Source organism: Paraburkholderia sp. J10-1 (assembly GCF_905220165.1).
GTDB lineage: Bacteria > Pseudomonadota > Gammaproteobacteria > Burkholderiales > Burkholderiaceae > Paraburkholderia.
This window is the reverse complement of sequence record NZ_CAJMYW010000030.1, coordinates 34,891-59,073: the sequence shown is the minus strand read 5'-3', so window position 1 is coordinate 59,073 and position 24,183 is coordinate 34,891. Positions and strand designations below refer to the sequence as shown.

22 protein-coding genes and 1 pseudogene are annotated in these 24,183 nt (G+C 60.4%); 12 read left to right on the top strand and 11 right to left on the bottom strand.

Annotated features, from left to right (window positions below; all coding sequences use genetic code 11):
• The 3 genes from U5A65_RS39060 to U5A65_RS39050 all read left to right on the top strand — a co-directional run.
• Positions 1–382 (top strand): LysR substrate-binding domain-containing protein (locus tag U5A65_RS39060; protein WP_321939914.1); only part of this gene is annotated, 382 nt, incomplete at its 5' end.
• A gap of 676 nt (positions 383–1,058) precedes the next feature.
• The gene (locus U5A65_RS39055) at positions 1,059–1,601 is read left to right on the top strand and encodes a glycine zipper domain-containing protein (RefSeq protein WP_321949554.1); all 543 of its coding nucleotides are present in this window, start codon (positions 1,059–1,061) and stop codon (positions 1,599–1,601) included.
• A gap of 64 nt (positions 1,602–1,665) precedes the next feature.
• Complete coding sequence (locus U5A65_RS39050) at positions 1,666–2,187, top strand: hypothetical protein (protein WP_321949553.1); 522 nt, start codon at positions 1,666–1,668, stop codon at positions 2,185–2,187.
• Positions 2,188–2,326: 139 nt separating this feature from the next.
• Here the strand turns inward: U5A65_RS39050 and U5A65_RS39045 are convergent, their stop codons facing one another.
• From U5A65_RS39045 to U5A65_RS39025, 5 genes are all read right to left on the bottom strand, one after another.
• A complete protein-coding gene (locus U5A65_RS39045; protein WP_321949552.1) occupies positions 2,327–3,592 on the bottom strand; it encodes a leucine-rich repeat domain-containing protein in 1,266 nt (421 codons plus the stop codon).
• A gap of 251 nt (positions 3,593–3,843) precedes the next feature.
• Complete coding sequence (locus tag U5A65_RS39040) at positions 3,844–4,041, bottom strand: hypothetical protein (RefSeq protein ID WP_321913448.1); 198 nt, start codon at positions 4,039–4,041, stop codon at positions 3,844–3,846.
• Between the two features lie 169 nt (positions 4,042–4,210).
• Positions 4,211–5,479, bottom strand: coding sequence for an RNA polymerase sigma factor (locus tag U5A65_RS39035; protein WP_321913447.1), 1,269 nt, complete (start codon positions 5,477–5,479; stop codon positions 4,211–4,213).
• On the bottom strand, positions 5,476–5,847 hold the full coding sequence (locus tag U5A65_RS39030) for a YciI family protein (RefSeq protein ID WP_321913446.1): 372 nt from the start codon (positions 5,845–5,847) through the stop codon (positions 5,476–5,478). The genes U5A65_RS39035 and U5A65_RS39030 overlap by 4 nt, the downstream gene beginning before the upstream one ends.
• Before the next feature lie 157 nt (positions 5,848–6,004).
• Complete coding sequence (locus U5A65_RS39025; RefSeq protein WP_321949551.1) at positions 6,005–7,471, bottom strand: hypothetical protein; 1,467 nt, start codon at positions 7,469–7,471, stop codon at positions 6,005–6,007.
• A gap of 555 nt (positions 7,472–8,026) precedes the next feature.
• Here U5A65_RS39025 and U5A65_RS39020 point away from each other — a divergent pair.
• Both U5A65_RS39020 and U5A65_RS39015 read left to right on the top strand, forming a co-directional pair.
• Positions 8,027–8,374 carry a hypothetical protein gene (locus tag U5A65_RS39020; RefSeq protein ID WP_321913444.1) on the top strand — a complete coding sequence of 116 codons (348 nt, stop codon included), beginning with the start codon at positions 8,027–8,029 and terminating at the stop codon, positions 8,372–8,374.
• Positions 8,375–8,407: 33 nt separating this feature from the next.
• Complete coding sequence (locus U5A65_RS39015) at positions 8,408–8,866, top strand: hypothetical protein (RefSeq protein ID WP_321913443.1); 459 nt, start codon at positions 8,408–8,410, stop codon at positions 8,864–8,866.
• Positions 8,867–9,283: 417 nt separating this feature from the next.
• Here U5A65_RS39015 and U5A65_RS39010 read toward each other — a convergent pair whose 3' ends face one another.
• The 5 genes from U5A65_RS39010 to U5A65_RS38990 all read right to left on the bottom strand — a co-directional run bounded on the left by U5A65_RS39010 (position 9,284) and on the right by U5A65_RS38990 (position 14,413).
• Entirely contained in the window at positions 9,284–9,838 is a 555-nt protein-coding gene (locus U5A65_RS39010) for a GNAT family N-acetyltransferase (protein ID WP_321949550.1), read from the bottom strand.
• 431 nt (positions 9,839–10,269) lie between these two features.
• Entirely contained in the window at positions 10,270–10,665 is a 396-nt protein-coding gene (gene cheY, locus U5A65_RS39005; RefSeq protein ID WP_321913441.1) for a chemotaxis response regulator CheY, read from the bottom strand.
• 546 nt (positions 10,666–11,211) lie between these two features.
• Positions 11,212–12,237 carry a hypothetical protein gene (locus U5A65_RS39000; RefSeq protein ID WP_321939928.1) on the bottom strand — a complete coding sequence of 342 codons (1,026 nt, stop codon included), beginning with the start codon at positions 12,235–12,237 and terminating at the stop codon, positions 11,212–11,214.
• Positions 12,237–13,640 (bottom strand): glycosyltransferase, encoded by a 1,404-nt coding sequence (locus U5A65_RS38995; RefSeq protein ID WP_321949549.1) that lies wholly within the window; start codon positions 13,638–13,640, stop codon positions 12,237–12,239. The genes U5A65_RS39000 and U5A65_RS38995 overlap by 1 nt, the downstream gene beginning before the upstream one ends.
• Before the next feature lie 11 nt (positions 13,641–13,651).
• Positions 13,652–14,413 carry a M48 family metallopeptidase gene (locus U5A65_RS38990; RefSeq protein WP_321913438.1) on the bottom strand — a complete coding sequence of 254 codons (762 nt, stop codon included), beginning with the start codon at positions 14,411–14,413 and terminating at the stop codon, positions 13,652–13,654.
• A 654-nt stretch (positions 14,414–15,067) separates the two neighbouring features.
• On the opposite strand from U5A65_RS38990, the gene U5A65_RS38985 reads away from it, so the two are divergent.
• Genes U5A65_RS38985 through fabI form a run of 4 tightly spaced genes read left to right on the top strand, consistent with a single transcriptional unit; the run spans position 15,068 to position 20,388 of the window.
• Positions 15,068–17,458 carry a DUF3141 domain-containing protein gene (locus U5A65_RS38985; RefSeq protein ID WP_321949548.1) on the top strand — a complete coding sequence of 797 codons (2,391 nt, stop codon included), beginning with the start codon at positions 15,068–15,070 and terminating at the stop codon, positions 17,456–17,458.
• Positions 17,455–18,393 (top strand): phosphate acetyltransferase, encoded by a 939-nt coding sequence (locus U5A65_RS38980; RefSeq protein ID WP_321939932.1) that lies wholly within the window; start codon positions 17,455–17,457, stop codon positions 18,391–18,393. Before U5A65_RS38985 ends, U5A65_RS38980 begins: the two co-directional genes overlap by 4 nt.
• Positions 18,394–18,397: 4 nt before the next feature.
• Positions 18,398–19,576, top strand: a complete 1,179-nt coding sequence (locus tag U5A65_RS38975; protein ID WP_321949547.1) for an acetate/propionate family kinase — start codon at positions 18,398–18,400, stop codon at positions 19,574–19,576.
• A 29-nt stretch (positions 19,577–19,605) separates the two neighbouring features.
• On the top strand, positions 19,606–20,388 hold the full coding sequence (fabI, locus tag U5A65_RS38970) for an enoyl-ACP reductase FabI (protein ID WP_321913434.1): 783 nt from the start codon (positions 19,606–19,608) through the stop codon (positions 20,386–20,388).
• 313 nt (positions 20,389–20,701) lie between these two features.
• On the opposite strand, the pseudogene U5A65_RS38965 reads toward fabI, so the two are convergent.
• Positions 20,702–20,879: pseudogene (locus U5A65_RS38965) on the bottom strand (integrase); the annotation flags it as partial.
• 519 nt (positions 20,880–21,398) lie between these two features.
• Between U5A65_RS38965 and U5A65_RS38960 the strand changes: the two are divergent.
• From U5A65_RS38960 to U5A65_RS38950, 3 genes are all read left to right on the top strand, one after another.
• On the top strand, positions 21,399–21,827 hold the full coding sequence (locus tag U5A65_RS38960; protein WP_321939936.1) for a hypothetical protein: 429 nt from the start codon (positions 21,399–21,401) through the stop codon (positions 21,825–21,827).
• A 256-nt stretch (positions 21,828–22,083) separates the two neighbouring features.
• Positions 22,084–22,947: an ion transporter gene (locus U5A65_RS38955; protein ID WP_321949546.1), complete on the top strand. Its 864-nt coding sequence runs from the start codon at positions 22,084–22,086 to the stop codon at positions 22,945–22,947.
• Between the two features lie 84 nt (positions 22,948–23,031).
• Positions 23,032–23,790 carry a TerC family protein gene (locus U5A65_RS38950; RefSeq protein WP_321949545.1) on the top strand — a complete coding sequence of 253 codons (759 nt, stop codon included), beginning with the start codon at positions 23,032–23,034 and terminating at the stop codon, positions 23,788–23,790.
• Positions 23,791–24,183: the final 393 nt, after the last annotated feature.

The following is a 24,183-nucleotide window of genomic DNA, read 5'->3' as shown; positions in this document are numbered from 1 at the left end:
CCATCCGCTCGCGGCGCGGCGTTCCGTCAAGCGCGCCGATCTTGCTGGCTTGCCGTGGATTCTGCCGCCGCGCGAGGCGCCCACTTTCGTCGCCCTCGAACGCTGGATGCAACGGGGCGGCCTCGAGTTGCCGGCGGGCTGCGTGCAGTCGGTTTCGATTCAGGCGAACGAGACGATGCTCGGCCTGTATCCGTTTCTCGCGTTGATGCCGTTGACCGTGGCACGGCGCGGCACGCTCGCCATCCTGCCGATCGAAGGCGCGCGCTTTCTTGAAACTGTGCGGCTCTACTACGGCGAAGTTTCGCCAAATCCCGTGCTGGCTACGGCACTGGATTGCGTGGCCTCCGTGAAGGTGCGGATTGCCGCTTCGCTGCATGCCTGAGCGCTAATGTGCCGGGGCGCGAATCGAATCATGGAAAAAGAGGGGGGCGACGGCAACGAACGTCTCCATGGCTGTCATGCGATCCGTCGTTGTCAGCGAAATGACGGACGTCGACGCTTGTGCGTTCGACGGCGCGGTCAACCGCATCTCATTCTCGCGGACCGCACAACACGCCGGGAATATTCGAAGCCCCATTTCGTTTTAGCAGGATGCGAGTCGCACGCAGCAACGCTGCGCTGTGGCTGCGTGACGAACGAGCGTGCGAGCAGACTGCCATTGAACGGTCACATTGCGTCGTCCTGAAGAAGTCATGCCGCTCGAAGCTACGCACGAGCGGCGAACAGTCATCACGATGCATCGCGACACCTGGCGAAGCACCTACCTCAAATAGAGGAGGTTGACCTATCGCGATTCTGATTGCGCGCTTGCACAATGAGGACGATAGCCGTACCGACGAGACAAGGTGAATCAACCGTTTTTTCGCTCGCGAGCGGCAATTTGCGCCACAGCCGCAAGGCGTAGTAGTCCATAGCGGACGGTTCAGCGTGGACGGTATGGAACCCGATCGCGGCACCACGCCATAGTCGCGACGCGTGCCATCGCATGCACATAGGTCGGCGCGGGTGAGGTGGGGTGGTACGCCTGCAACCGCCGCTCAACGATGGATGGAGGCCACATGTCACTCATCGTCGCAGCACGCTTTACGACGTTCCCCGCAGCTGAAGACGCGGCACAACGGGTCATCACTGCCGGCTTCGTCGAAGAGGACGTCACACTGTTTTTCGTCAATCCGTGCGGCCAGCACGGATTCGAAACCATCACAGACGCAAACGCGAGGGAGGCGCCGGCGGGTGCCGAGATAGGCATCACGATTGGCGCAGTGGTTGGCGCCCTGGTCGGCGTCGGGGTCTTCGCAGTGTTTTCGCCGCCGCTTATCGTGTCGCTGATCGCGACGGGGGTGAGTGCGTATATCGGCTCATTGGTCGGCGCGATGGTGCGCACGCGCGAAGCCAGCAACGAAGAAACCCGTGAATCCGGCGTGCTGGTGGCCGTACACGTGTCGCCGGACAGCCAGTTGGACGCCGCACGGGTGCTGTGCGATGCGGGAGGCGCGGCGATCGAACGCGCGACCGGCTGCTGGCAACAAGGGCGGTGGGCCGACTTCGATCCGCTCAAGCAGCCTGTGCCGCTCAACGAATTCAGTGAGAAGCACGCCTGATTTGAAGGTGTTTTTTGCTGAACTTTTCTCCGAATCAATCAGGAGACAAATTGTGCACCTTCACATGGATTTCCATCATTTCACACACGGCCAGCTCGACTGTCGGGCCGCCGTGCTGGCAGGCGTCATCGCCGGCACTGTCTTCCTGGTGTTAGGGGTCGTCCTGATGGCACTGACGACTGGCGGCAGTCTGCTGGAGCCCCCACGCATGGTCGCCGCGATCATTCTGGGACGAGGCGCATTGCAATCGCCGCAAGCATTCTCGCCTGGCATCGTGCTCGCGGCCTTTGTGGTGCATTTTGCCCTTGCCATCGTGTTCGCACTTGCCCTCGGTCTGGTCATGACGTCATTCGACCTGGACTCGAGCATGGGGATGGCTTCGCTGGCGGGTGGCGCATTCGCTGTAGCCGTTTATCTTATTAATTTCTACGGCATGACACGGCTTTTTCCGTGGTTCGCAGAGGGGCGCAACCTGGCGAGCGTGTTCGTTCACATCGTCTTCGGTATCGTGGCAGCGAACCTGTACATGAGACTGGAGCGCAACACATCGCGCAGGGTCAGGGTGGTCGCGGGCGGCCCGTCGTAGTCCGGTGCCGTGCTGATCGACCGGTCTCCAGAGTGCCTGAGTGCACTAACAATGTTGAGGCATTTAGATATCCCAGGTATTCGACACAAGTCTTGATCGTAGTTTAGTTCGAGTCGTGCGAGCGGGGCAAACCGGGTGATCACCATACAACTCGAGTGTTTGGTAAGGCCGCTTTGAGTTCATCGACATTCCGGGCCTTGGTGCCATAGAGAACGAGCTCCCGCAGCCCGGTCAGGCCTTTCAGTACATCGACGTCCTTGACTGGCGTATTCGCGAGATAGAGCTCTTGTAGCCCCTTCAGTCCCTTTAGCGCGTCGATGTCTTGAACGTCGGTGCGAAAGAGATTGAGTGTTCGAAGGGCAGTAAGATTGCTCAGCGCATCAATGTTCTCGACGCGGGTGTCGGAGAGATTGAGCCGTTGCAGGCCAGTCAGGCTTTTCAGTGCGTCGATGTTCGTGACTGGCGTGCGGGCAAGAACGAGTGTTTCCATCTCGCGCAATCCCCGCACCGCCTCGATATTCTCGACTTTGGAGCCGTCGAGCACGAGCGTCTTCAGGTGTGGCATGCCCATCAGCACATCGATGTCACGAACAGACGTGTTCGCGAGATAGAGCGCCTGAAGATCGTGAAGATTCTTCAAGGGATCGAGGTGCTCGACTTGCGTCTCGTTGAGATCGAGCGTTATCAACGTGGTCAATTGACCGAGTGGCTCGATGTCCCTGACATTTCTCGCGCCACCCAGTTTGAGTGCTTCCAGACGAGGTAGCTTCGCCAGCGCTTCGAGGTCCCGAACCTGCGTATCCCGAAGGTCGAGTTGGCGCAACTCAGTCAAGTCCCTCAGTGCTTCGAGATTCGAAACGCGGGTGTCCCAGAGATTGAGCAATTGGAGACTGGTCGATTCTCGAAGCGCATCGATGTTCTGGACCTGGGTGCGGTGTATCACGAGTCTTTTCAGGGAACGCATTCCCTTCAGCACGTCGATGTTCCAGACCGGCGTGCCCGTGAGGTCGAGCGATACCACATCATCCAGCTCTTTCAGCGAGTCGATGTTATCAACGGAGCTGCCCGCCAGACTCAATTCGAGTTTCAGGTGAAGCTTGGCCAGGTGGGGGACCGCGGCGGCGAGCTGAGACGTTGTCACTGTCGGTTTTGCCCGCAATGCCAGGCATCCCGACTCGGGTGTGGCAGTTGAATCGCCACGGTCATCGCATGCGCCCGTGAAAAATCCCAGGCCGCTCAGCGCCCGTTCATCCAGTTTTTCCCGATCAGGGGCGAAGATCACCAGCAGGCTCACGAGCAAAAGGCCGATGCCGCCGCAGAGGGCCCAAAGCCTGACAGGACGCGAGACCGAAGTGCGCGCGCCTTCGGTAACTGGCTTTGAGGTGGACGGTGGGGTTTCGGCCACGGCGGGCTCCGTTTGTCTTGGGTAGCCTCATTTATACACGAAGACCGAGGGCGCAATTCCCCGCCGATTGCGGCCCCACGCCTGAAGCTGTCACTGATTGACCCGGGCAAATTGTCCGGTTGGGGAGCACCAACAGAAACCCGCCGGTCCTCGCGGGAGGACGTGGCGGGCGGGTGTTGCAGGTGGATATTACAGGCCCACGCCAAGCGACGGAGCCTCGCGCCACGGCGCCTCGGCACGGCGGTGCCGAATCAGTTGTCGTCGCTTCTGGACGGGAGATGCTCGTGAGCCTCGGGCTCGGCCGCGTTGGCGTCTGGCAGGTCGTCGGGAGCCGGAGTTTGCAGGCCCGTCGGACCGGATGGGCGATCGGGCTGGCGAGTCGTGCCGGCGGAAGGGCGCGCGGTGTCGGGAGCGGTGCCGGTCGGCGCGGCCAACGGATGGGAGATCATGATGGGCTCCTGCGCTGATGAATGCAGCACCATTATGATAGACCGCCTGGCCGGTCCGCGGGAGACGCGCGGGCAAGCCGGGGAAAACAGTCGGCGCGGCCGCTCAAACTCCAAAAATGATCTGTAGTGTCAAGCGTTCCATTGCGGGCGTTCGCATAGCCACGCGTTACTAGCTGCTCGCCGATGCAAGCTCCAGTTTCTTGCGCTGCAGGAACCGGCGCACCGCCGGATCGCGCTCGAGCCCGATTGCAAGATCGTACGCGTCAAGCGCATCGGTCGTAGCGCCGGCACGCGCGAGCAGATTGGCGCGTGCCGCCCAGTATGGCTGGTAGTCAGTCAGCCGCGGATCGTTCGCATACGGCGCGAGCGCGTCGAGCGCCGCCTGTGCGCCGTCGCGCTCCGCCAGTGCGAGTGCGCGGTTCACCGCGATCACGGGCGAAGCTGCTATGGCGAGCAGCCCGTCGTAGAGTTGCACGATCTCGTCCCAGTTCGGGCAATGCGATCGGCAGCGATGCACATGTGCCGACTGCAGTGCGGCCTCGAGTTGAAAGCGACCGATTGAATTAAACGCGTTCGCGCGCCGCAGCAGTGCGTTGGCTGCGTCGATCATCGGTGCGTTCCATGTCGCCGGGTCCTGAGCCGACAGCGGCACGTAATCGCCGGCTGCATCGCGTCGGGCATCGCGCCGCGCCTGCGCAAACAGCATCAGCGCAAGCAGACCCAGCGTCTCGGCTTCCTCGGGCAGCAGTTCGACGAGCAATTGCGCAAGATACAGCGCTTCGTCGGCTAGATCGCGCCGTTCGGTATCGCCGCCGACCGGGTCCGTCCAACCTTCCGCATACGCGGCATAGACAGCTTCAAGCACCGAGTCGAGCCGGCCGGGCAGTTCCTCACGCTCGGGCACGCTGAACGGAATGCCCGCTTCGCGGATCTTGGTCTTCGCGCGCACGAGGCGCTTGCTCATGGCGGCGGGAGACATCAGAAACGCGGATGCAATCGTCTTCGCTTCCAGGCCCAGCACGACCTGCAGCATCAGCGGCGTGCGAATCGCGGCCTCGAGTGCGGGGTGTGTGCATGCGAAGAGCAGCGCGAGCCGCCGGTCGGGCAACGCGCCGGGTTCACACTCGTCGATCTCATCTGCGAGGATCGCGAGCTGGTTCACCACTGTGTCGCCGACATGGCGATGGCGTGCGCCATCTATCGCCCGGCGGCGCGCAACGGTCATCAGCCAGGCTTCGGGGCTTGCGGGGCAGCCGTGCTCCGGCCAGTCCGCGAGTGCTGCCGCAAACGCGTCGGCGAGTGCGTCCTCGGCCGCGGCGACGTCGCGCGTACGCATCGCCAACAGCGCGACGAGCTTGCCATAACTGCGGCGCGCGACTGCCTCGGCAATGGAATGTGCGGCGGCGTCAGCGTGCCGGCCGCCGCCGGACTGGCTCATGCAGCAGATGGCGCATCGTACGGAGCGGTCCAGACCGGGCGCACTTCCATGATGCCGTGAGCCGCGCCGGGACACCGCGACGCCCACGCCATCGCCGCGTCCAGGTTGGGCACGTCGATCAGGTAGTAACCCGCGAGTTGCTCCTTCGAATCGGAATACGGTCCGTCGAGCACTTGCGGCTTGCCGTCGACCAACCGCACGGTCGTGGCCGTATTCGTGTGCTGCAGCCGGTTGGCACCCACCAGCGCCCCCGCTTTCTGGAGCGATTCGGTGTACGCGTGATAAGCGGCGACGCCTTGCTGCCGCTCACTGTCGGTCATCTGGCTCCAGCCGTTTTCTTGCGAATAGATCATCAAGAGGTATTCCATTTGAGCCTCCGTCATGGGGTTGAGGCGGATGAATTACATCGTGCCGCCATCATAATGACGCTCGCACGTCTTGCTGACGGACAAGGCGCATCAAAAAAAATTGCGGAGGGCAGATGGCCGCTGGTGAATACGCAGGCGGTTTGCCGTGTGACAGGCACTAATCGTCTTCGGCATCATCATGCTGGCGATGTTTCCAGCCCTTGTGCCGGCCGTTGTCGTGCCATTGCCGATGGTCCCAGTACTCACCCCCATAGCCGCGGCCGTATGCGACGGGCGCTTGCGCGTACACAACCGGAGGCCCCACGTACACACCGGGAGGCGCAGCGTACACGACCGGGGCCGCTTCGACGACGTCGCCTGGCCGCGCTTCATCGACGGGAACCTGTTGCACCGAACGGCGGCGATTCTGCGTGGCGAAATCGTCCGCGGTACCGGGCCAACCTGTAGCGACGCGCGGTGCCGGGAAATCCCGGCGTTGTGCAGCGCCGTGATCGAACGGAGGGGAAGGGACACGCCTGACGATCTCAGCACGGCCAACCGCAGTTCCACGAGCAGAGGCCGACCTTGGTGGTGCGCCATGGCCGGACGCAAGTGTCTGTCGCTTTGGCGATGTTGATCGGGGGATGCCGAGCGCTTGCCGCAAGCTTGTCATAAAGCGCGACGCCCAATGCCCGCGATTCTGGGCCGCGACGTTGCCGGCCTTACCCACTCGCCCTGTGGCCATCCGCGGTGCAGCACCGTCGCGGGAAGGTGCCGCGCTGCGGCCAGGCGACGTGGAAGGCGTAGGTGGGGCGAGTTCCGCACGAGCGATTGCGGTTGCGCGAGCAGGAACTGCTGTTGCTGGCGAGACCTGAGCGGACGAAGACCCTTGTGGGATCGGCGATGCCGGTCTGATTATCCCGAACGCCTGTCGTGCGCTTGCGTTTGATTCGACGCCAGCGTTCTGATCATGGTCGGACCAGAGATCATACGTGACGGCACCCGCGGCCCCGAACGCCACTACGCTCGCCGGCGCAACCCAAAGTGCAAGGCGTCCGAGTCGCATAGGCGGTGTAGTGGGGACAGGATCAACCGCAAGATTGGCGCCCCCAGCCAGGCTGCGTCCGCCTAGATGCAGCAGCCCCAACTGTCCAGACACGGCTTCGGGTTTCCACTCATTTTGTCTGATGTTTCGATAGACCTTACTTGCACCTGTGTGCAGGCGCGGAAACCGCCTGAACAGGATGATGAGCGAAACAATGACGCACATCAGCGTATTGGCCAGATTCATCCAAAACATCCCATTCGGGATTCCCCGGCTCATTTCGAGGAGCATGAGTGCGAATGTGCCATTGCTGAAAGCCCAGCAGCCCCAGCTCAACAGACTGTGGCTGCGCATGTCTGCTTCCCTCGCGAGGAGTTTGCCGATCGTCGGAAGGTACGTGAGGATGCGCGCCCCATTCCAGAACAGGAACATCGCGCTAAGTGCCTGGATGTAGAGTTCGTGAGACATCTCGACTCCCTTGCCGTCCATGGCGGGCGGGCCACGTGTTACAGCGCCGGTATCCAACAGGCGATCGTCGTATGCCAGCATCGCTTCCGCCGGTCTCAATTGCCGGGTGCGCGCGAGTAGCAACGTTTCCATAGCTAATGCGCCTATGGTAGAAAATTTATTGCAACATCGCTGATCGCTGTCTTTTAGTGCCTATTGATGTGCCGAGAAAGTCGGTGAATCCAGGGCGGCCCGGCGACTTGAAGGTGGAAAGTTCACAAAGATTTCTTCGCGCTTGCGCCTGACGCTGGGCCTGAACGTCCGACCGAGGATGCAGGCGAACGGCGGGTCTTCGCCGACGACTGCCTGATGGGGCGGCCGAAGGCGACCCGCCCGAGTATGGGGGTTCGGACAGGTGGAATAGCCTGGCCTCGGCGGCGTACGGTCAACATGTGCCGGCGGCCCAGGAGGTGTAACGGGCGTTTTCGCACGGGACAATGTGGCGAGTCGTCGCCGCGCTGAACCTATCCTCGTGAATGCGTTTTGCATGATTTTGACAAGGTTCGTCGTTTGGATCTACAGACTCGTGCGCAGATGCCGATAAAGAAGGGTTGGGCGAGAGAAGGCAACGGATCTCGGAGATTTGCCAGTGGTACTTTTTGTAGCGACCAACCGCGGAAAGAGGAAAAAAACAAGGAGAAGACGAGAATGGATCGGGCGACTTTATCGCTGCTGCGTCAAACGATTGACGACCTGGAACGCTTGTCAGTGACGCTTCCCCAAAAGAGCGAGGGAGTCATATTCCTCGGTCGGATCATTCACCAGTTGCAGATCCTTCAGGACACGGTCATTGCGGGGGATGCCCGCGAAACTGTATTTGTGTGCTCAGAGCAGATTGCGTCGATCGGGCGCTCGCATGAGACTTTCGTGCATGTTGCTGGCCTCGACCTGTATGCCCAGACCGTTGAGATTCTGACGGCGCTACAGAAGGAGGCGCACGTCTTCGCCGCCATTCAGCCGCAACAACACGGACCTCGCAAAATGATTCACGGGTAATCAACGCACTTGCAACGGACAACGAGAAGAAAGATGAAGGCATCGGTTGTTGGAGCGGTTATGCTCGCCTCAGTCTTGACTGCAGGTCCCGCGGTGGCTGAGCAACCGGTAGAGCCGGAGCAGAAGCTCTCGCACGAGGCAGCTTGGTGGTCTCGTGACGTGGTCCTCGAACGAAGGGCAACTGACGGCAGTTGGACTGTTCGATGGTTTGACGATCTTACGGTGCGCGGGGCATCGAAGGGCTACGCGGGAAATGAGAAGGAAGAGCCGCTCGTCGAGATTGCTGCGCTTCGCTTCGAGGGTGACGCCATTGCCTCGCGTGCGATCACTGTCAGCTGCTTGGGTCATTACGAAAAGCGGGTCATCGTAGCCGCCGATGTGGTTGATGGGGACGAGCTCAAGCAGGTCTGGATGCAGCAGTTCAGATGCGGCGATAGTGAATGGCGAGTGAGAACCGCCAATGCGACCCGATTACCGTCGACCGACCACTGATAACAGAAAACAACAGGTGAACAAACCACTCTGTCAATTGCCACAGTTAGAGCGAATGCTGATCGTAGTAGGCGATTCCAATGCTGGAAAGAGCACAGCACTGCGCAGCATGTTCGTCGACCCGCGCTTCGGGACGAGAGGGTGACGATTTGCCAACGCATTAACAATGCGAAGGCGATCTATCGCAAGGCGATCGACCCGAGCGCGGTGGACGGCGAAGGAGCGGCTTGGTGGGATGAGGTTGCAGACGAGGTTCGCCACGTGACTACCGCGCGAACGTTGAGCGACGCCGGCGCAGCCATCGAATAGTGGCATCACGACCGATGCCTTCATGCAAAAAGCGTGAGTCGACCCTGAGCGGACTCTTGAGCAACCCGAACACGGTCGATCAAGCTCCCAGCGGAATCGTAATGGCAGTCAGCGACTGCTACTCCATTCCATTTTTTGCAGGTTGATCGCGGGTTGACCGGCGAGTGTTTCCCATTCCGGCAAGAATATAAAACCATGCCTTCTATAGAGGTCCGCAGCGCGGCCGTTTTCTGGCGAGACTCTCAATACGACTCTTCTATATCCGCGTTCAATCGCGCGCGCCTGGATTGCATTGACGAGACGGCCCCCAATTCCCATGCCTCGCCGCTTCGGATGAACCCACATGGCAATCAAGTGGTATTCGTGCGAACGGGTTATCCCGTCTCCGATCAGTCCGACTGCATGTCCTTGCTCCAAGGCTACCAGGTATAGTGGTTGCGTTTGAGCTGACGCGCAGTCGCGCCATTGCTGCTCGCTATACGCGGCCGCTGTGGCGTAACGCAAACCGAACGCCGTTGGACTGTCAGACAGCGCAGCAAGGAAGATCCCTTTCAAGATCTCCCAGTCTTCTTCAGTGGTTGGCCGAATACCCACAGGCCGCGTGCCGGAAGCTCGTATTCCGGTGCGTGGCGTGCCACCCACGTTGTCATTCGTTTTGTTCAATTCAAGAGCTTAATTGCGCGGCTGTAGTCGTCGGAGCATCGGTTTATTTAAGCTGCCCGACTGCGTGAGGCCCGGTTTCCGGGTCCTCCAGGGTTGGCGTGATATGTCCAACCAGAAGGCCCATGCTGATAGAAGTGCGCACGTATTGCGTATCACCGGCATGCAACTTGAACGTTACGGCTGCAATGAGCATGTCCTCAGGTTGCGTGTAGTCTGTCGCGCTTTGTCAATCGCAGCACTTTGGTTGTCGCTTTACCGGTCTACTAGCGACGCTCCAGCAAAGCGCACGCAGTCTGACTGAACGACCGTAAGTGGCCGCGTCCTGTCCGATGCAGCCGGCACGTTCCGTTAAGGTTTATTCGACGCCTGCCGACATGTGCGGTGGCATGCACATTCCTGCGGCCAATGGCAGGCCTTAACGCTCATTCATTTCACTTTCCAGTCTTGCCCATTTTCTCGACAATTCGGCTCAGCTTCTCGTCCAGGAGGGACGCGGGAAACGGCTTGACTATGTAGCCGTTCGCACCGGCCTGAGCCGCTGCGATGATGTTTTCCTTCTTCGACTCGGCGGTGACCATCAGCACCGGAAGATGTGCAAGACTTGCATCTGCGCGAATCTCCTTCAGCATCTCAAGCCCGTTGAGGTTAGGCATGTTCCAGTCGGTAATCACGAAATCGAAGGGGCTCGCACGCAGATGCGCAAGCCCCATCACGCCGTCCTCCGCCTCATGGACGTTCGTATAACCCAGATCCCTCAACATGGTGCGGACAATTCGGCGCATCGTCGGAAAGTCATCCACCACCAGAATTCTCATACTCTTGTTCATATCACTCCGCACGTTTTAGCGCCTGAAACCAAACCGGCCTTACGGCAGTCTGGCTTGAAACTTTAGTGTTCGAGTGGTCAAAGTATCGGTATCGCAGTCAAGTCGGTACGAAGATGGGGCCGATCCGACCGATGAAGGGTTATCTCCCAAGATTCGAGACTTGAGTCTGAGTGCTAAAGCCGCAGAGCCTGGAGGAGTGCGGCGGCCTTGGAGCGCTGTATTCCAGTGAAGGAATCTCTGGGCGCCGTAAAGTGCGGTCCCAGCGGCTTTGCAAGGTAGCAGGCAGCGTGCGCATGATCTCCGCTGCTCAGCCACTGGCGCCAGTGATTTGCCGGATGCGACGTGTCGAAACGCGCCGACACAAGCGTATCGGCACTGGTCTTGTCGCAGGTGTGACTGGCGGCGAGAGCCGACCCATCGCAGTCTTTCAGTCCTGCCTCAACGTCAGCTTCCAGGCATCTCCGGCCGTCCAGTGACCGACGTTGGGCCCGGGGGGGCAGCCGGAGGAAAAAAGAGACCTGGCGCGCGTGCTGCGACGGCGAGACTTCAATTGGGTAACTGAGAAGACGCGAAAAGGCGATCGAGTGGCAATACGACGACGATTCTCAACATGCGCCACCCGTAATTCTCGTTGAGATTCTGGACTGCATCCGAATAGGAGCTTCGGCTGTAGGCGAACTGCACTGCTGCGGTGATGCCATTGCTGAAGGTGCGCCTGGCAGTGATTCCAAATTCTGCCGTCGGCTTGTCAATGTCGTGATCGATCCATTCGTGGCCCAACCGGGCATACGCATAAACCCGCCAGTCGCCAAACGAACGCCGCAAGCGCAGTCCTGCCTCCGCCTTCCGGTATTCTTCGGGACTGAAATACAGCTGCTGCGATTGTCCGCTTCCATGAAAGCCCTGCCCCTTCAGTTCGATGCCGATCCCGCTCTCCGGCACCGGGGAAAGGATCAGCCAGGTTCGCCCGCCAAGCTGCTGGTTGCCATCGGTAAATCGGCGCCAGGTCGGCATGGCTATCATCGTCAGGTGCTCGGTGGGCGCGTAGTCAAAGCTTGCCGCAAGGAAATTGGAGAGGATGCCATTCTGGACCGCTGCTTCGCTCTCCACAGCGTCGCGATTCGCAATAAGCTCGACACCGCCACGCTCTCCAAAGCGTACGTTCCATGTGACCTCCCCGTGCCATTGAGGATGCCCGGTCGTGGTAACCGCCAATCGGCCGGTAATTCCTTCTGCCGTAAGCTGATTGACTTTCCGCCCTTCGATCAAAACGGAGTCAGCAATGCCAGTCCAATCGCCCTGGCGGAATTCGTCTCGAGACACGCCAAGGCTGACAAAGTCATACCGGGATGCATAGTGAACCATTCCGCCAAGACGGAGCGAATCCCGTTCGAATCCCGTCGTATCGCGGGTTCCGAAATAGTCGGTTGTCATCCCGGCCAAGGGGGCATACTCAGGCGACTCGAAGAGGTCTGGGCTCTGTCCGGGCGGGCGTTTGTCAATCACCTCATCGTATGCGGCCGCGCTGGCTGCGACCGCGAAGAGCAGCACCGGCAGCAAACGCAGGACCATTATTTGGTACCCCACGTTTTCGCCTGTCCGAACAATTCGGCGAGGTAGCCGCGCAAGCTGGCCGGATGATTGATGAGTCCGTAGGCCAGCGTATAGACGACAAGCGCCAGTGGATCCCACGCTATCTTGCAGCCTGCCTGGTGAAAGACCTTTGCGCTCATCCGGTACATCACGAAGCCGATAAAGCCGGCCGATGGGATCAGCGCCAGCGTCAATGGACCAACCAACCAGTAATGGCCGAACAGTGCGAGTACCAGGCCCGGAATGAATGCGAAGGTAAAGACCAGGTCTTGCCACGGGAAAAGCAGGTTCCAGACAACAAGAAATGTTGTGATTCGGCGCTGGCGCAGAATGCCCGGGTGATGACGGAAAGCCTCGATCATGCCTCTCGCCCAGCGAGCCCGCTGCCGTAGCAAGCCGCCGAAAGTTTCCGGCACGTTGGTGAAGCAGAGCGCCCGCTCGGCGTAGCCGACGTCGTATCCTCGGGACAGCAACGCCCAAGTGAGGACAATATCTTCGCCAAGGCTCTGTGGCCACCCTCCGATTTCTCGCAGCAGATCGGTACGGTACAGTGACATGGCACCTTGGGCGACCAGCGTTCCGCCATAGGCGGCCTGCGTTCGTTTGGTCGCCGCAATGCCGTGCAAGTAGTCCCAGTATTGGACGCGAGACGACCAACTCCTGTCCCTATTGCCTACGAATACGGCCCCGGCGACCGCTGCGGTATTGGCCGGTCCGTTCAAGTACTCCAGCACCAGATAGCGGAGCGCATCGGCGTGTAGCCAACTGTCGCCGTCAACGGTAACGACCAGAGAATGGTGCGCGACTGCAAGTCCACGATTGAGAGCTGCTGCCTTGCCCGCGTTACATGCCGAAACGATCACACGTACTTCCGGGAAAGTCTCGCGTACGATCGTTGCGGTTCCGTCCTGAGAACCGTCGTCAATGACAATGATGTCCAATCGTGCAGAGTACTTCTGGCTTAGAAGAGAGTGCAAGGCATTGGCAATCTGGCCGGCCTCGTTATACGCCGCGATCAGGACTGTCAGGGCGGGGTAGGCAGTGGGTTCGCGGTAGCGACCGCTCGGACGTTGCAGGAGGGTCGCGGTCTGAAAGGCGTTCATGAACCCTGGCGCCAGCGCAATGCCGCCGACGACCAGCCATGTGGATACCGAGCCGATCTTTTCCGCAAGTTCGGCCACCCATGGCAGCGCCAACCAAAAAGAAACGCCAAGCCATGCAGTGGCCACGACCAGGGCGCAACCGAAGCCGCGGATGCCGAGTAGGCCTGGCCCGGCTCCAAACGGCCGGAAATGAACTGGGTCGACGTCTTCGATGCGCATGGCGTGGCCGGTTTCGAGTGGCGCGGCCGGGATATCGCGACAGCGCCAGATTCTGATCACCTTCCGCCGCATTACTTATTCGACGCGAGCCGCTCCTGGATGTGTTGCGCGCGCGCCGCCGACGCCGGGTGCGAACTCAGAATGCTCGACTTGCCGCCGTCAAATTTCGCGAGTTTGTTGAACGCGGTGACGAGACCGGACGGATCCAAGCCCTTTTTCTTCTGGATATCGAACGAATAGTCGTCCGCAGCCATTTCCTGCGATTGCGAGAACTGTGCGTTGATCAGTTTCTCGGAGAAGTCGCCGATTTGCGACGCAGAAATCGCGCCTGTCATGCCGCCCGCCGACGTCGCCACCGAGCGCAGCGCCGACGTCGAATACGCGACCTGCATCGCCTTCTTCGTGTGGCCGAGCGCGACGTGCCCCATCTCATGGCCGACGACGCCGCGCACTTCGTCGTCCGTCATCATGTCCATCAGACCGCTATAGACGCGTACACAGCCGTTCGCCATCGCCCACGCGTTGACGTCCTTCGTGATGTAGACCTTGTAGTTGACGGGCACGCCGTTAATGTTATTGCCAAGTTGCGCGGCGATTTTGTTCAGGCGCTGCGTGTACGGGCTGTCGGCGGCCGCGATCTGGTTTTCCGAGTCGAACTGTGCGCACGACTTGTCGGACAGCGTGCGCACATCGGCATCGGTGAGCGACGCGGCCTGAAATGCCTGTGAGCCAGATTGCGCGAGGGCATTGGGATCAAGGCTCATCCCCGAGCAAGCGGCGAGCATGCCGCACGCGGTGGCAGCGGCAGCGAGAGCAATGCAGGTCGTTTTCATGTCGAACGTCCTTTGACGGTTCTCGTAGCCTTCTACACAGGGAAGCACTCTTCCGCAACGACGATTTTAACCTCGCGACTTAACTATAGTGGGGAGGACACCAAGAGGGGAGGACACCGAGAGAATTTACTGCTCCATATGTCGTTGTCGTTCCCACACGCATTTTTTCAATTCCTGTGAATGACAATGCTTTCCGTTTCAAAACGTGAACGCTAGCGCTAGACGGCTTATCCCCGGCAAGTGACCGCCCGGACCCAGGACTTATCGACCTCAACCGATGCTCGAACGGCCGCTACCTGCTACGAAGTTGACGTCCGGATACCCCGTAACGAATCTGTCACGTGCATCTGCCAGTGTTTTAAGAGATCGTATCCATGTGCATGTGGGCATCGGCTGAAACGAAATCATTGTCGAAAATATTTATAAGTATTCCTTTCATTGTGTCGTCAAGAGGTGGCTGTGCTCGTTTTCGGGTCGTCGCTTGGTATCACGACTTGTCTTCCCGAAGATTTGCTTTAGATAGCTTGCCTGTTTGAGGAGAGACTCGCCCCGATCATCTCATTCCAAGCACGTCGCAGACGCCTGTGTCTGCCTGTACCTTCAAGGTAGAGGGCGTGTCTTTTCCCATTCGTTCGCTAATGACTAGGTGATGCCATGACAGACGTAGCCCATAAGTACGCACGTTGCCAGGAAGTCGGTAGCAGGGTTGCCCGGCTTTTCGCAAAGCGTTCCGAAGTCGCGCGCTCGCAATTCAATCGGCGTTTAGCGGATGCGGCGCGGCGAGTCGGAGGCAACGGTGCGCCGGCGCCTGGCAATCCGGCATGGACAACGGCGTTGGACCCCTGGGCCGGCTACCGCTACGCAGTGGATGTGGCCGAGCGTTCCGTCCTCTTCTGGGACACCCTGCGCCAGCGCGGAAATGCTTTCGTCGATCAGGCGCGCGAGGGTCTTCAACCGGTCCTGCATTTCGGTCATGAACTCGTGGTCGATGGTCGGAGGCTGCCTCGGCCAGTCAACTATGCGCTCGTGCGTCTGCTACCTCCCGATGGCGTGGTCATCGACGTTAGCAAGCGTCCCTATGTGATCATCGACCCTCGTGCGGGCCACGGTCCCGGCATAGGCGGCTTCAAGGACGATTCGCAGGCGGGAGTTGCGCTCAAAGCTGGCCACCCTGTGTATTTCATCATCTTCTTTCGTGACCCTGAGCCTGGCCAGACGTTGCTCGACGTTTGCGCGGCCGAAGAACAGTTCATCAGAAAGGTATGCGAACTGCATCCAGACAGCCCGAAACCGGCAATCATCGGAAATTGCCAGGGCGGCTGGGCCGCGATGATGCTGGCAAGCTCCGACCCGGACCATACGGGGCCGCTCGTCATCAATGGCGCTCCGATGTCATACTGGAGCGGCGCATGGAGCGAAGGTGAGGGCGACAATCCCATGCGCTACTCCGGCGGGATGCTGGGCGGCACCTGGCTCGCGTCGCTGACTGCGGATCTCGGCAACGGCAAGTTCGACGGCGCACATCTCGTGCAGAACTTCGAGAATCTCAACCCCGCCAACAGCCTGTGGGACAAGTATTATCACCTGTTCGACAACATCGATACGGAGCCACCGCGCTTCCTTGATTTCGAGCGCTGGTGGGGCGGCTACTACTTGATGAACCGTGAGGAGATCGAATGGATCACGCGCAACCTGTTCGTCGGTAACAAGCTGTGGTCGGGCGAGGTTCGGGGTCTCGATGGAGCGGCGTTCGATCTACGGCAGATCAAGTCGCCGATCATCCTGTTCGCGTCGCTTGGCGACAACATCACGCCGCCCCAGCAGGCATTCAACTGGGTCGCCGACATCTACGGAAGCACGGAGGAGATCAAGGCGCGCGGTCAGGTGATTGTCGGGCTCGTGCACCAGAGCATCGGCCATCTCGGCATTTTTGTTTCGGGCAAGGTCGCGAAGAAGGAACACCGTGAGATCGCATCCGTGCTCGAAGCGATCGAGGCGTTCCCGCCCGGTCTCTACGGGATGCATATCGCCGAGCACACCGGCGAGGACGGCAAGACGGAGTATGACGTCTCATTCCAGGAGTATTGGCTCGAAGATATCGCCGCGCGGCTGAACCGGTTCGAGCGCATTGACGAGCAGCCGTTCGAGGCCGTCAAGCGCGTATCGGAGTTGAATCAGCGCGCGTATGAGCTATTCCTGCAACCCTGGGTACGCGCCGTGTCGAACGACGCGACAGCAAACCTGCAGCGGCAGTTCCATCCACTGCGCGCGCAACGCTGGATGTTTTCGGACATGAACCCGTGGCTCTCGTGGCTTGGGCCAACGGCGGAAGCGGTCAGGGCGAAACGGCATGCGCAAGCCCACGAGGACACCCGCTTGAGGGAGTTCGAGCACTATGGCTCGGCAATGATCAGTGCATCGCTCGACTTCTATCGCGCGATGCGCGACGCCATGACTGAAGGCGCATTCTTTTCTCTCTACGGGAATCTGTTCTCCGCCGATCAAAGTGAGCAAGCGCAAGCGAAAACCGCAGAGGCATCTGGAGATCGGCGTGATCTGCCCTTCGTGAGGGATGCGTTGGCGTCGATCAACGAGGGCGGCTACACAGAAGCGCTTGCTCGCGCCGCTTGCCTGCTCGCTCGTCACGGCGAGCCGCTTCCGTTGGCGCGGCTGAACCTGCGGCATGAACTCGCAAAGGACTATGCCGCCTATCTGCCCCAGCTTCCAGGTGACCAATGGAGGCGTGTGCGCGGTGAGCAGGAAATCATCGTGCATTACGAGCCGGATCAGGCGCTGGCCACGCTCCCGAATCTGCTAAGAGACCGGAAAGACCGGGAGAAGCTGCTGGAACTGGCTGAAAAGCTTCTCGCTGACAGGCGCGTTCAGGCAACGGAGCCGACCCCAGCCCAGCTCAGCATGCTCGATTCGATCCGCGCTTGCCTGCCGTTGGAGCGTGCAACCGCGCCACGGTCAGCGGCGTCGGTGCATCAGGTTTCGGAAGCACCGCCCTCCCGCCTGGCACCCGGACTCAAGGAGGCATCGTGAATCGCGAACACGAGAAGTATGAGGCGCTGATCGCCGTTTGCCGGTCCTTACCGCCGCTGGCCACCGCGGTCGTGCATCCCTGCGACCGAAGTTCTCTCGAAGGCGCGCTGCAGGCGAAGGAACTTGGTCTGATCGCCCCGATCCTCGTGGGGCCGCGCGAACGCATCGAAGAGATCGCCGCGCGCGAGCACCTGGACATTGCCGGCTGCGCGATCGAGGACGCACCACACAGTCATGCCGCGGCGGCAAGGGCGGTCGAACTGGTGCGCGAAGGGCGCGCCGAAGCGCTGATGAAAGGCAGCCTGCATACGGACGAACTCATGGGCGCAGTGGTGAGCCGCGATGGCGGCCTGAGAACGGAACGCCGCGTGAGCCATTGCTTCGTTATGGATGTGCCGCGCCACGAGAGCGCGCTGATCATCACCGACGCTGCGATCAACATCGCGCCCACGCTCGCCGAGAAGGGTGACATTCTGCAGAACGCGATCGATCTGGGGCACGCGCTGCGGCTGCCCGAAGTGCGGGTGGCAATCCTTTCGGCGATGGAGACGGTCAATCCCAAGGTGCCATCCACAGTGGAAGCCGCTGCCTTGTGCAAGATGGTCGACCGCCGCCAGATAACCGGCGCGCTGGTCGACGGCCCACTGGCGCTCGACAATGCCATCGATCCCGAAGCCGCGCGGATCAAGGGTATCGATTCACCGGTGGCGGGACGCGCGAATGTGCTCCTGGTGCCCGACCTCGAGGCGGGCAACATGCTGGCCAAGAGTCTGTCCTTCCTCGCTGGAGCGGACGCAGCCGGCATTGTGCTTGGCGCGAGGGTGCCGGTCATCCTGACGAGCCGCGCGGATTCCGTTGTCACGCGGCTTGCATCGTGTGCCGTGGCGTCGCTCGTGGCCGCGAAGCGCAGGGAAGATGCGCGGGTAAAGGGGTGACGCCATGGCCGACGTCATACTCGTTCTCAACGCCGGTTCTTCGAGCATCAAGTTCAGCGCATTCGATGCCCAGTCGGAGGACCTGGCGCTCATCATGCGCGGCCAGATGGAAGGCCTGCTTTCGGCGCCGCATTTCGCCGCATTCGACGGGAAGGGCAATCAAACCGGAGAGGAGGATTGGGGCGCGAGCCTCGAGCATGAAGAGGCGGTCGTCTACATCGCCCAGTTTCTGCGCAGCCATCGTGACGGCAACCAGGTCGTTGCAGTCGGGCATCGTGTGGTTCATGGGGGGCAGGCGTACTCGAAACCCGTGGCCGTCACGCCAGGTGTGCTGGATGAACTCGACAAGCTCACGCCGCTCGCTCCGCTGCATCAGCCGCACAACCTGAAACCGATTCGTGTCATCGCCGAGCGCAACCCGGACTTGCCACAGGTCGCGTGTTTCGACACGGCATTTCACGCTACACAGCCTGCACTCGCTTCGACGTTTGCGCTGCCGGCCGCGTTGACGCAGAAAGGTGTGCGGCGATATGGCTTCCACGGCCTTTCCTATGAGTACATCGCACGAATGCTGCCCGACGTTGCTCCCGATGCAGCGAAGGGTCGCACCGTCGTGGCGCACCTCGGCAATGGCGCCAGCATGTGTGCGATGGACGCAGGCCGGAGTGTCGCGAGCACGATGGGCTTCACCGCGGTCGATGGATTGCCCATGGGCACGCGTAGCGGCAATCTCGATCCCGGCGTGATCCTCTATCTGCTCGATGAGCTAAAAATGGATACGCGGGGCGTCGAGGACTTGCTCTACCGCCGCTCGGGGCTGCTGGGCGTATCGGGCATATCGGGCGACATGCGCGCGCTGCTTGCAAGTGACGACGCGCGTGCGGCCTTCGCCATCGAGCTGTACGCGTACCGAATCGCACGCGAGCTCGGGTCGCTCGCCGCCGCGCTGCAGGGGCTCGACGCACTGGTTTTTACAGCGGGCATCGGCGAGCACTCGCCTGAGATCCGGCACCGGGCTTGCGAACAGGTGCGCTGGTGCGGAGTGGAAATCGACAGCGGCGCGAACGCGGCCGGCGGCCCCTGCATCAGCACCGCATCGAGCAAGGTCGCCGTATGGGTTGTCCCGACCAATGAAGAACTGATGATCGCCCGCCACACGCGGGAGGTGGCGGGCATTGCGTGAATCTGCCCGATTGCGAAGGGAGGAGACAGATGAGCCTGAGCACTGAACATCCGGTCCTGAAGGGAAAAAAGGCGCTGGTCACGGGTATCGCCAACGAGCATTCGATCGCTTACGGCTGCGCCCAGGCGTTCCATGAACTGGGCGCGGATCTCGCGATCACTTATGCCGACGAGAAGGCGAGGTCTTACGTCGAGCCACTGGCAAAACATCTCGAGGCGCCCGTTTTCATGCCGCTGAACGTTTCACAACAAAATGAGCTGGAGGCGGTATTCGCGCGCATCGCGAATGAATGGGGCCAACTCGACATACTCGTGCATTCCGTTGCATGGGCGCCGAAGAGCGATTTGCAGGGCGGGCTGCTCAACTGCTCCGCTGATGGATTTGCAGCAGCCATGGACGTTTCATGCCATTCATTCGTGCGGATGGCCCGGCTCGCCGCGCCACTCATGAAGAACGGCGGCTCCATGTTTGCGATGAGCTACTACGGTGCGAACAAGGTGGTGCCCAACTACAACGTAATGGGGCCGGTCAAGGCGGCACTGGAGGCATGCGCGCGTTATCTTGCGTTTGAGCTGGGTCCGCAGCAGATTCGTGTGCACGCCATCTCACCGGGACCGCTGAAAACCCGAGCCGCATCCGGTTTGAAGGACTTCGATCTGCTGCTGACGCAAGCGGCGGAACGTGCACCGCTTGGCGAACTGGTGGATATCATGGACGTCGGCTATACCTGTGCGTTTCTCGCGACGCCCTATGCACGACGACTGTCCGGTGAGACGCTATACGTAGACGGCGGCGTTCACATCATGGCGTAGCCGAACGACGGGCCCGCTACTTTGCCGGTGCGGCGATAGCGCAGCCGCCGCCATGAGCGCCGACCGGTGTTCTTCAGGCTGACCCGTGCCTGTCGTGGCCGGTTCCGATCGACTCGAAAATATCCGCGCGCGACCGCTGAAGGCGGCCTGAACATAGGTGCGAAAGACATGGTGTCCTCCTATGCCCCGCGGCGACTCTCGACCGTCCAGATGTCTGCGCGCGGCCACGTACATTGCTCATGATGCGCGCGTTTCCGGAAAAGAGCAGACGTACGCCTGATGGCGGCAAACCTCCGTGCGGCGAGCATGGCAGTCACTGCAACGCGCGAAGTTTCCCTGTTCGGCGGTATATCAATGGCGTTTTTGTGCGACGCATCGCGTGCGTGCCGTACGCAGTATCGTCAAGCCCGATGGAGGCGATCCGGCGGCGGGACCCTTCACGCGTATTGCCGCGTCGAGCCATCCGGTGATACATACAGTCGACTTGGGAATGGCGGCTTCCTTGGCGTGCAACCAATGCTGTGCGGAATCTAGCTCCCAGTACGGTAGCTGCACTCCTGGGCGCTAGATTGGCGGCTCTTTTCCTGCATGGCCGTTCACTCCATACATCGTGCTTGAGCAACGGATCGTCACCCAAAGCGTCGGGGCTCAGAGTCAGTTTCCTGGCGCCTGGCTATCGGACGAAGGTCCGATATCACCGTCGATCGAGTGGCCCTAATCTGGATGTCCGCTACTTCGATCGAGGTTGCGATGCGTCCACGGTCCAACGGCCTCACGAGTCCGGTTGCGGCCTTTTCCGGACGTGTCGCGTTACTCGCGTTCCGGGTCCCGACGGCCGGGGTAGAGCCGCAGCCCCCAACTTCGCATCACACAGCCCCGATGACCAGCCTGGCTCGCGGGGCACGCCCCTCGGGGAGAGCGCCGATGAGACGTACAAGCGACGCGGCGATGGCGAACCGCAGCATTGACGTAGATCCACTCGATGCATTCTTCGTCGAGGGGAGAATGCAATGAGTCTCACATGTGGCAAGCGGCAATCTCGCACCGTCGGCGAGGGCATCATGCGAAAAGGTCCAGCGATAGGCGGCCAGACGGCTCTTAAGCGCCTTCTGAATGTCAGCCTCCTTGGTTCTTTCGTGCTTCTCACGGGATGCCCTTACTACGTGGCGCCAGCCGGAACCGTCGTCATGATCCCGGCCAGTTTCGACCGGTCCTTTGCCGCCGCGTCCGGCGCAATGCGCGACGAAGGACTAACCATCACGACCCAGGATTCAGCCAGCGGAATCATCGTCGGTGGACGTGATGGCACCACCGTGACTGCGAGCGTGCGCCAGCAAGCAGACGGTAGCGTAGTCGTGCAGTTCCACTCGGGCGACGAGGGAGACCCCACATTGCTCCAGCGTGTTTCGCAAAGCTACGACCGGCGTATGGGCCGCTGACGGTGCGCTGTTGTATTGCGCGAGAGACGTGCTTTCAGATGCAATTCAGAACCTTGTGACGGCAGTCACGTCACGGTTACTCATTGCACGGCGAGACGCAATCACCATAAGCGGTAATATTTCATGCTTTTCGCTACATGAAGTCTAATTACCGCTGCCGGCTGACTGTGCTCGCGATCGGCTACTTCGTACGTGCACTGGTGGCGACGGTTTCGTTGCCTGTCGCGTACACACTCGCAGCGGTTTGATCTCGACCATGAACGTCGTTCGCCCACTTAAACGTGATTTTGGCAGACCCGATCATGGTTGGCGGCGGCGCATGTATGCCATCCTGGTTGATGCCGAGACGGATGCCGCACGCCGCTTCAATGCCGCGATGCTGTCGGCAATCATATTCAGCGTCGCAGTCGTTATGCTGGACAGTGTTGAGGCTGTTCGCGCCCGTGAGCTCGTGGTCCTCGATTTTCTGGAGTGGTTCTTTACACTCCTGTTCACCGCCGAATACATTGTCCGGCTCCTCTGCGTGGAGCGTCCGTTGCGTTACGCGCTGAGCTTCTTCGGCATCATTGACCTCGTGTCGATCCTGCCAACCTATCTTGGCTTACTCTTGCCAGGCTTCCATGTCCTTGTCGACGTCAGGTTGTTGCGCATGCTGCGCATTTTCCGGATCGTGAAGCTGCCTCTCTACTTCAACGAGTCCCAGGTTCTCTGGCGCGGACTCGTCAGGAGCCGGCACAGGATCATGGTATTCCTTGGCGTCGTGCTGATTCTGATCGTGGTTCTTGGCACTGTCATGTATCTTGTCGAGGGACCATCGAACGGATTCACCAGCATCCCGGTCAGCATGTACTGGGCGGTGGTTACGATGACCACCACAGGCTACGGTGACATTCATCCGAAGACGCCGCTCGGGCAATTCATCACTTCGCTGGCCATACTGCTGGGGTATGGCGTAATAGCCTTCCCGGCGGCCATGGTTGGCGCCGAAGTGGCGACGGCGACGCGCCAACCACGGCGGCATCCCCGCGTCTGCCTGCGATGCCATAGTGAAGGGCACGAAGTGGATGCAGCGTATTGCAGGCACTGTGGCGAACCGCTTCCCCCAATTGATGCTCAATAGTCGGCTCCCCGAGTGCAAGGAGCCTTGCAATCAGCAGACAGCCGAACAAGACGTGATACTCGTTCTTCGGAGAATCTCGTAGCCATGAACTCCCTCGTCACCCTCGTTTCCGACCCCGCTGCCTGGATTGCACTTGTGACGCTCGTGGTCATGGAAGTCGTGCTCGGCATCGACAACCTCGTATTCATCTCGATTCTCACCAACAAGTTGCCGGTGACGCAGCGCCCGAGGGCCCAGCGGATTGGCATCGGCCTTGCCCTCGTGATGCGCCTGGCGCTGCTTGGCACGGTGGCATGGATTACGCGTTTGACGCAGCCTGCACTCTCGCTGTTTGGCCATGCTTTTTCCTGGCGCGATCTTGTCCTGCTGAGCGGGGGCCTCTTTCTTGTCTGGAAGGCGACGAGCGAGATCCACCATAACGTCTCTGGAGATGAGGATGATCAGTCGAGTGGCGCCGCGCTTTCCGCGCTCACCGAGCGAGCAGCCATTGCGCAGATCCTGATGCTGGATCTGGTGTTTTCCATCGATAGCATTGTGACAGCAGTCGGGATGACCGAGCACGTGGCAATCATGTATGTTGCTGTGATCGTGGCTGTTGCCGCGATGCTGTTTTCAGCCGGTCCGTTGTCGCGTTTCATCGACCGCAATCCAACAATTGTGATGCTCGCGCTGAGTTTTCTTCTGGTGATCGGTATGACGTTAATTGCCGAAGGATTCGGCTCGCACGTCCCGAAGGGCTATATCTACGCGGCAATGGCATTCTCCGCATTCGTCGAAAGCATGAACATGCTTGTGCGCCGTGCAAAGCGGCACCGTCGTGAGGGTGGTCCACTGCGCGACTGACGGCTCTGGTCAACAGCTTGACCAACGCATTCACGCATGAAGGCCCGCTCAGGCGAGCGGAACCTCACGCGCATGACTGCGCGACTGCACAGGTGAGCGGTGCCATTTGGCCGCCTGCTGGCCTATGCGGTCGGACGGGATCGCGCCAGCTATTGCACTGGGGCAGGGAATTTTCATACGCTCAACGTGACGAGTCAGCACGAAAGGGACGTGCAGGCTGACATCCGCGAGCGAATCGCCTGCTCATGGTGGTTGAGTCCGATGTGCCAGCAGCGTGCATTGCGCGTGGCGCACTTGCACCGCAAACTCGAAAAATCGGCGCAAGCATAGCCGTGCTGCACACACAGTTGAATAGGACCATGGTCGGATTGCCCTGTTGACGACTGGTGCTCG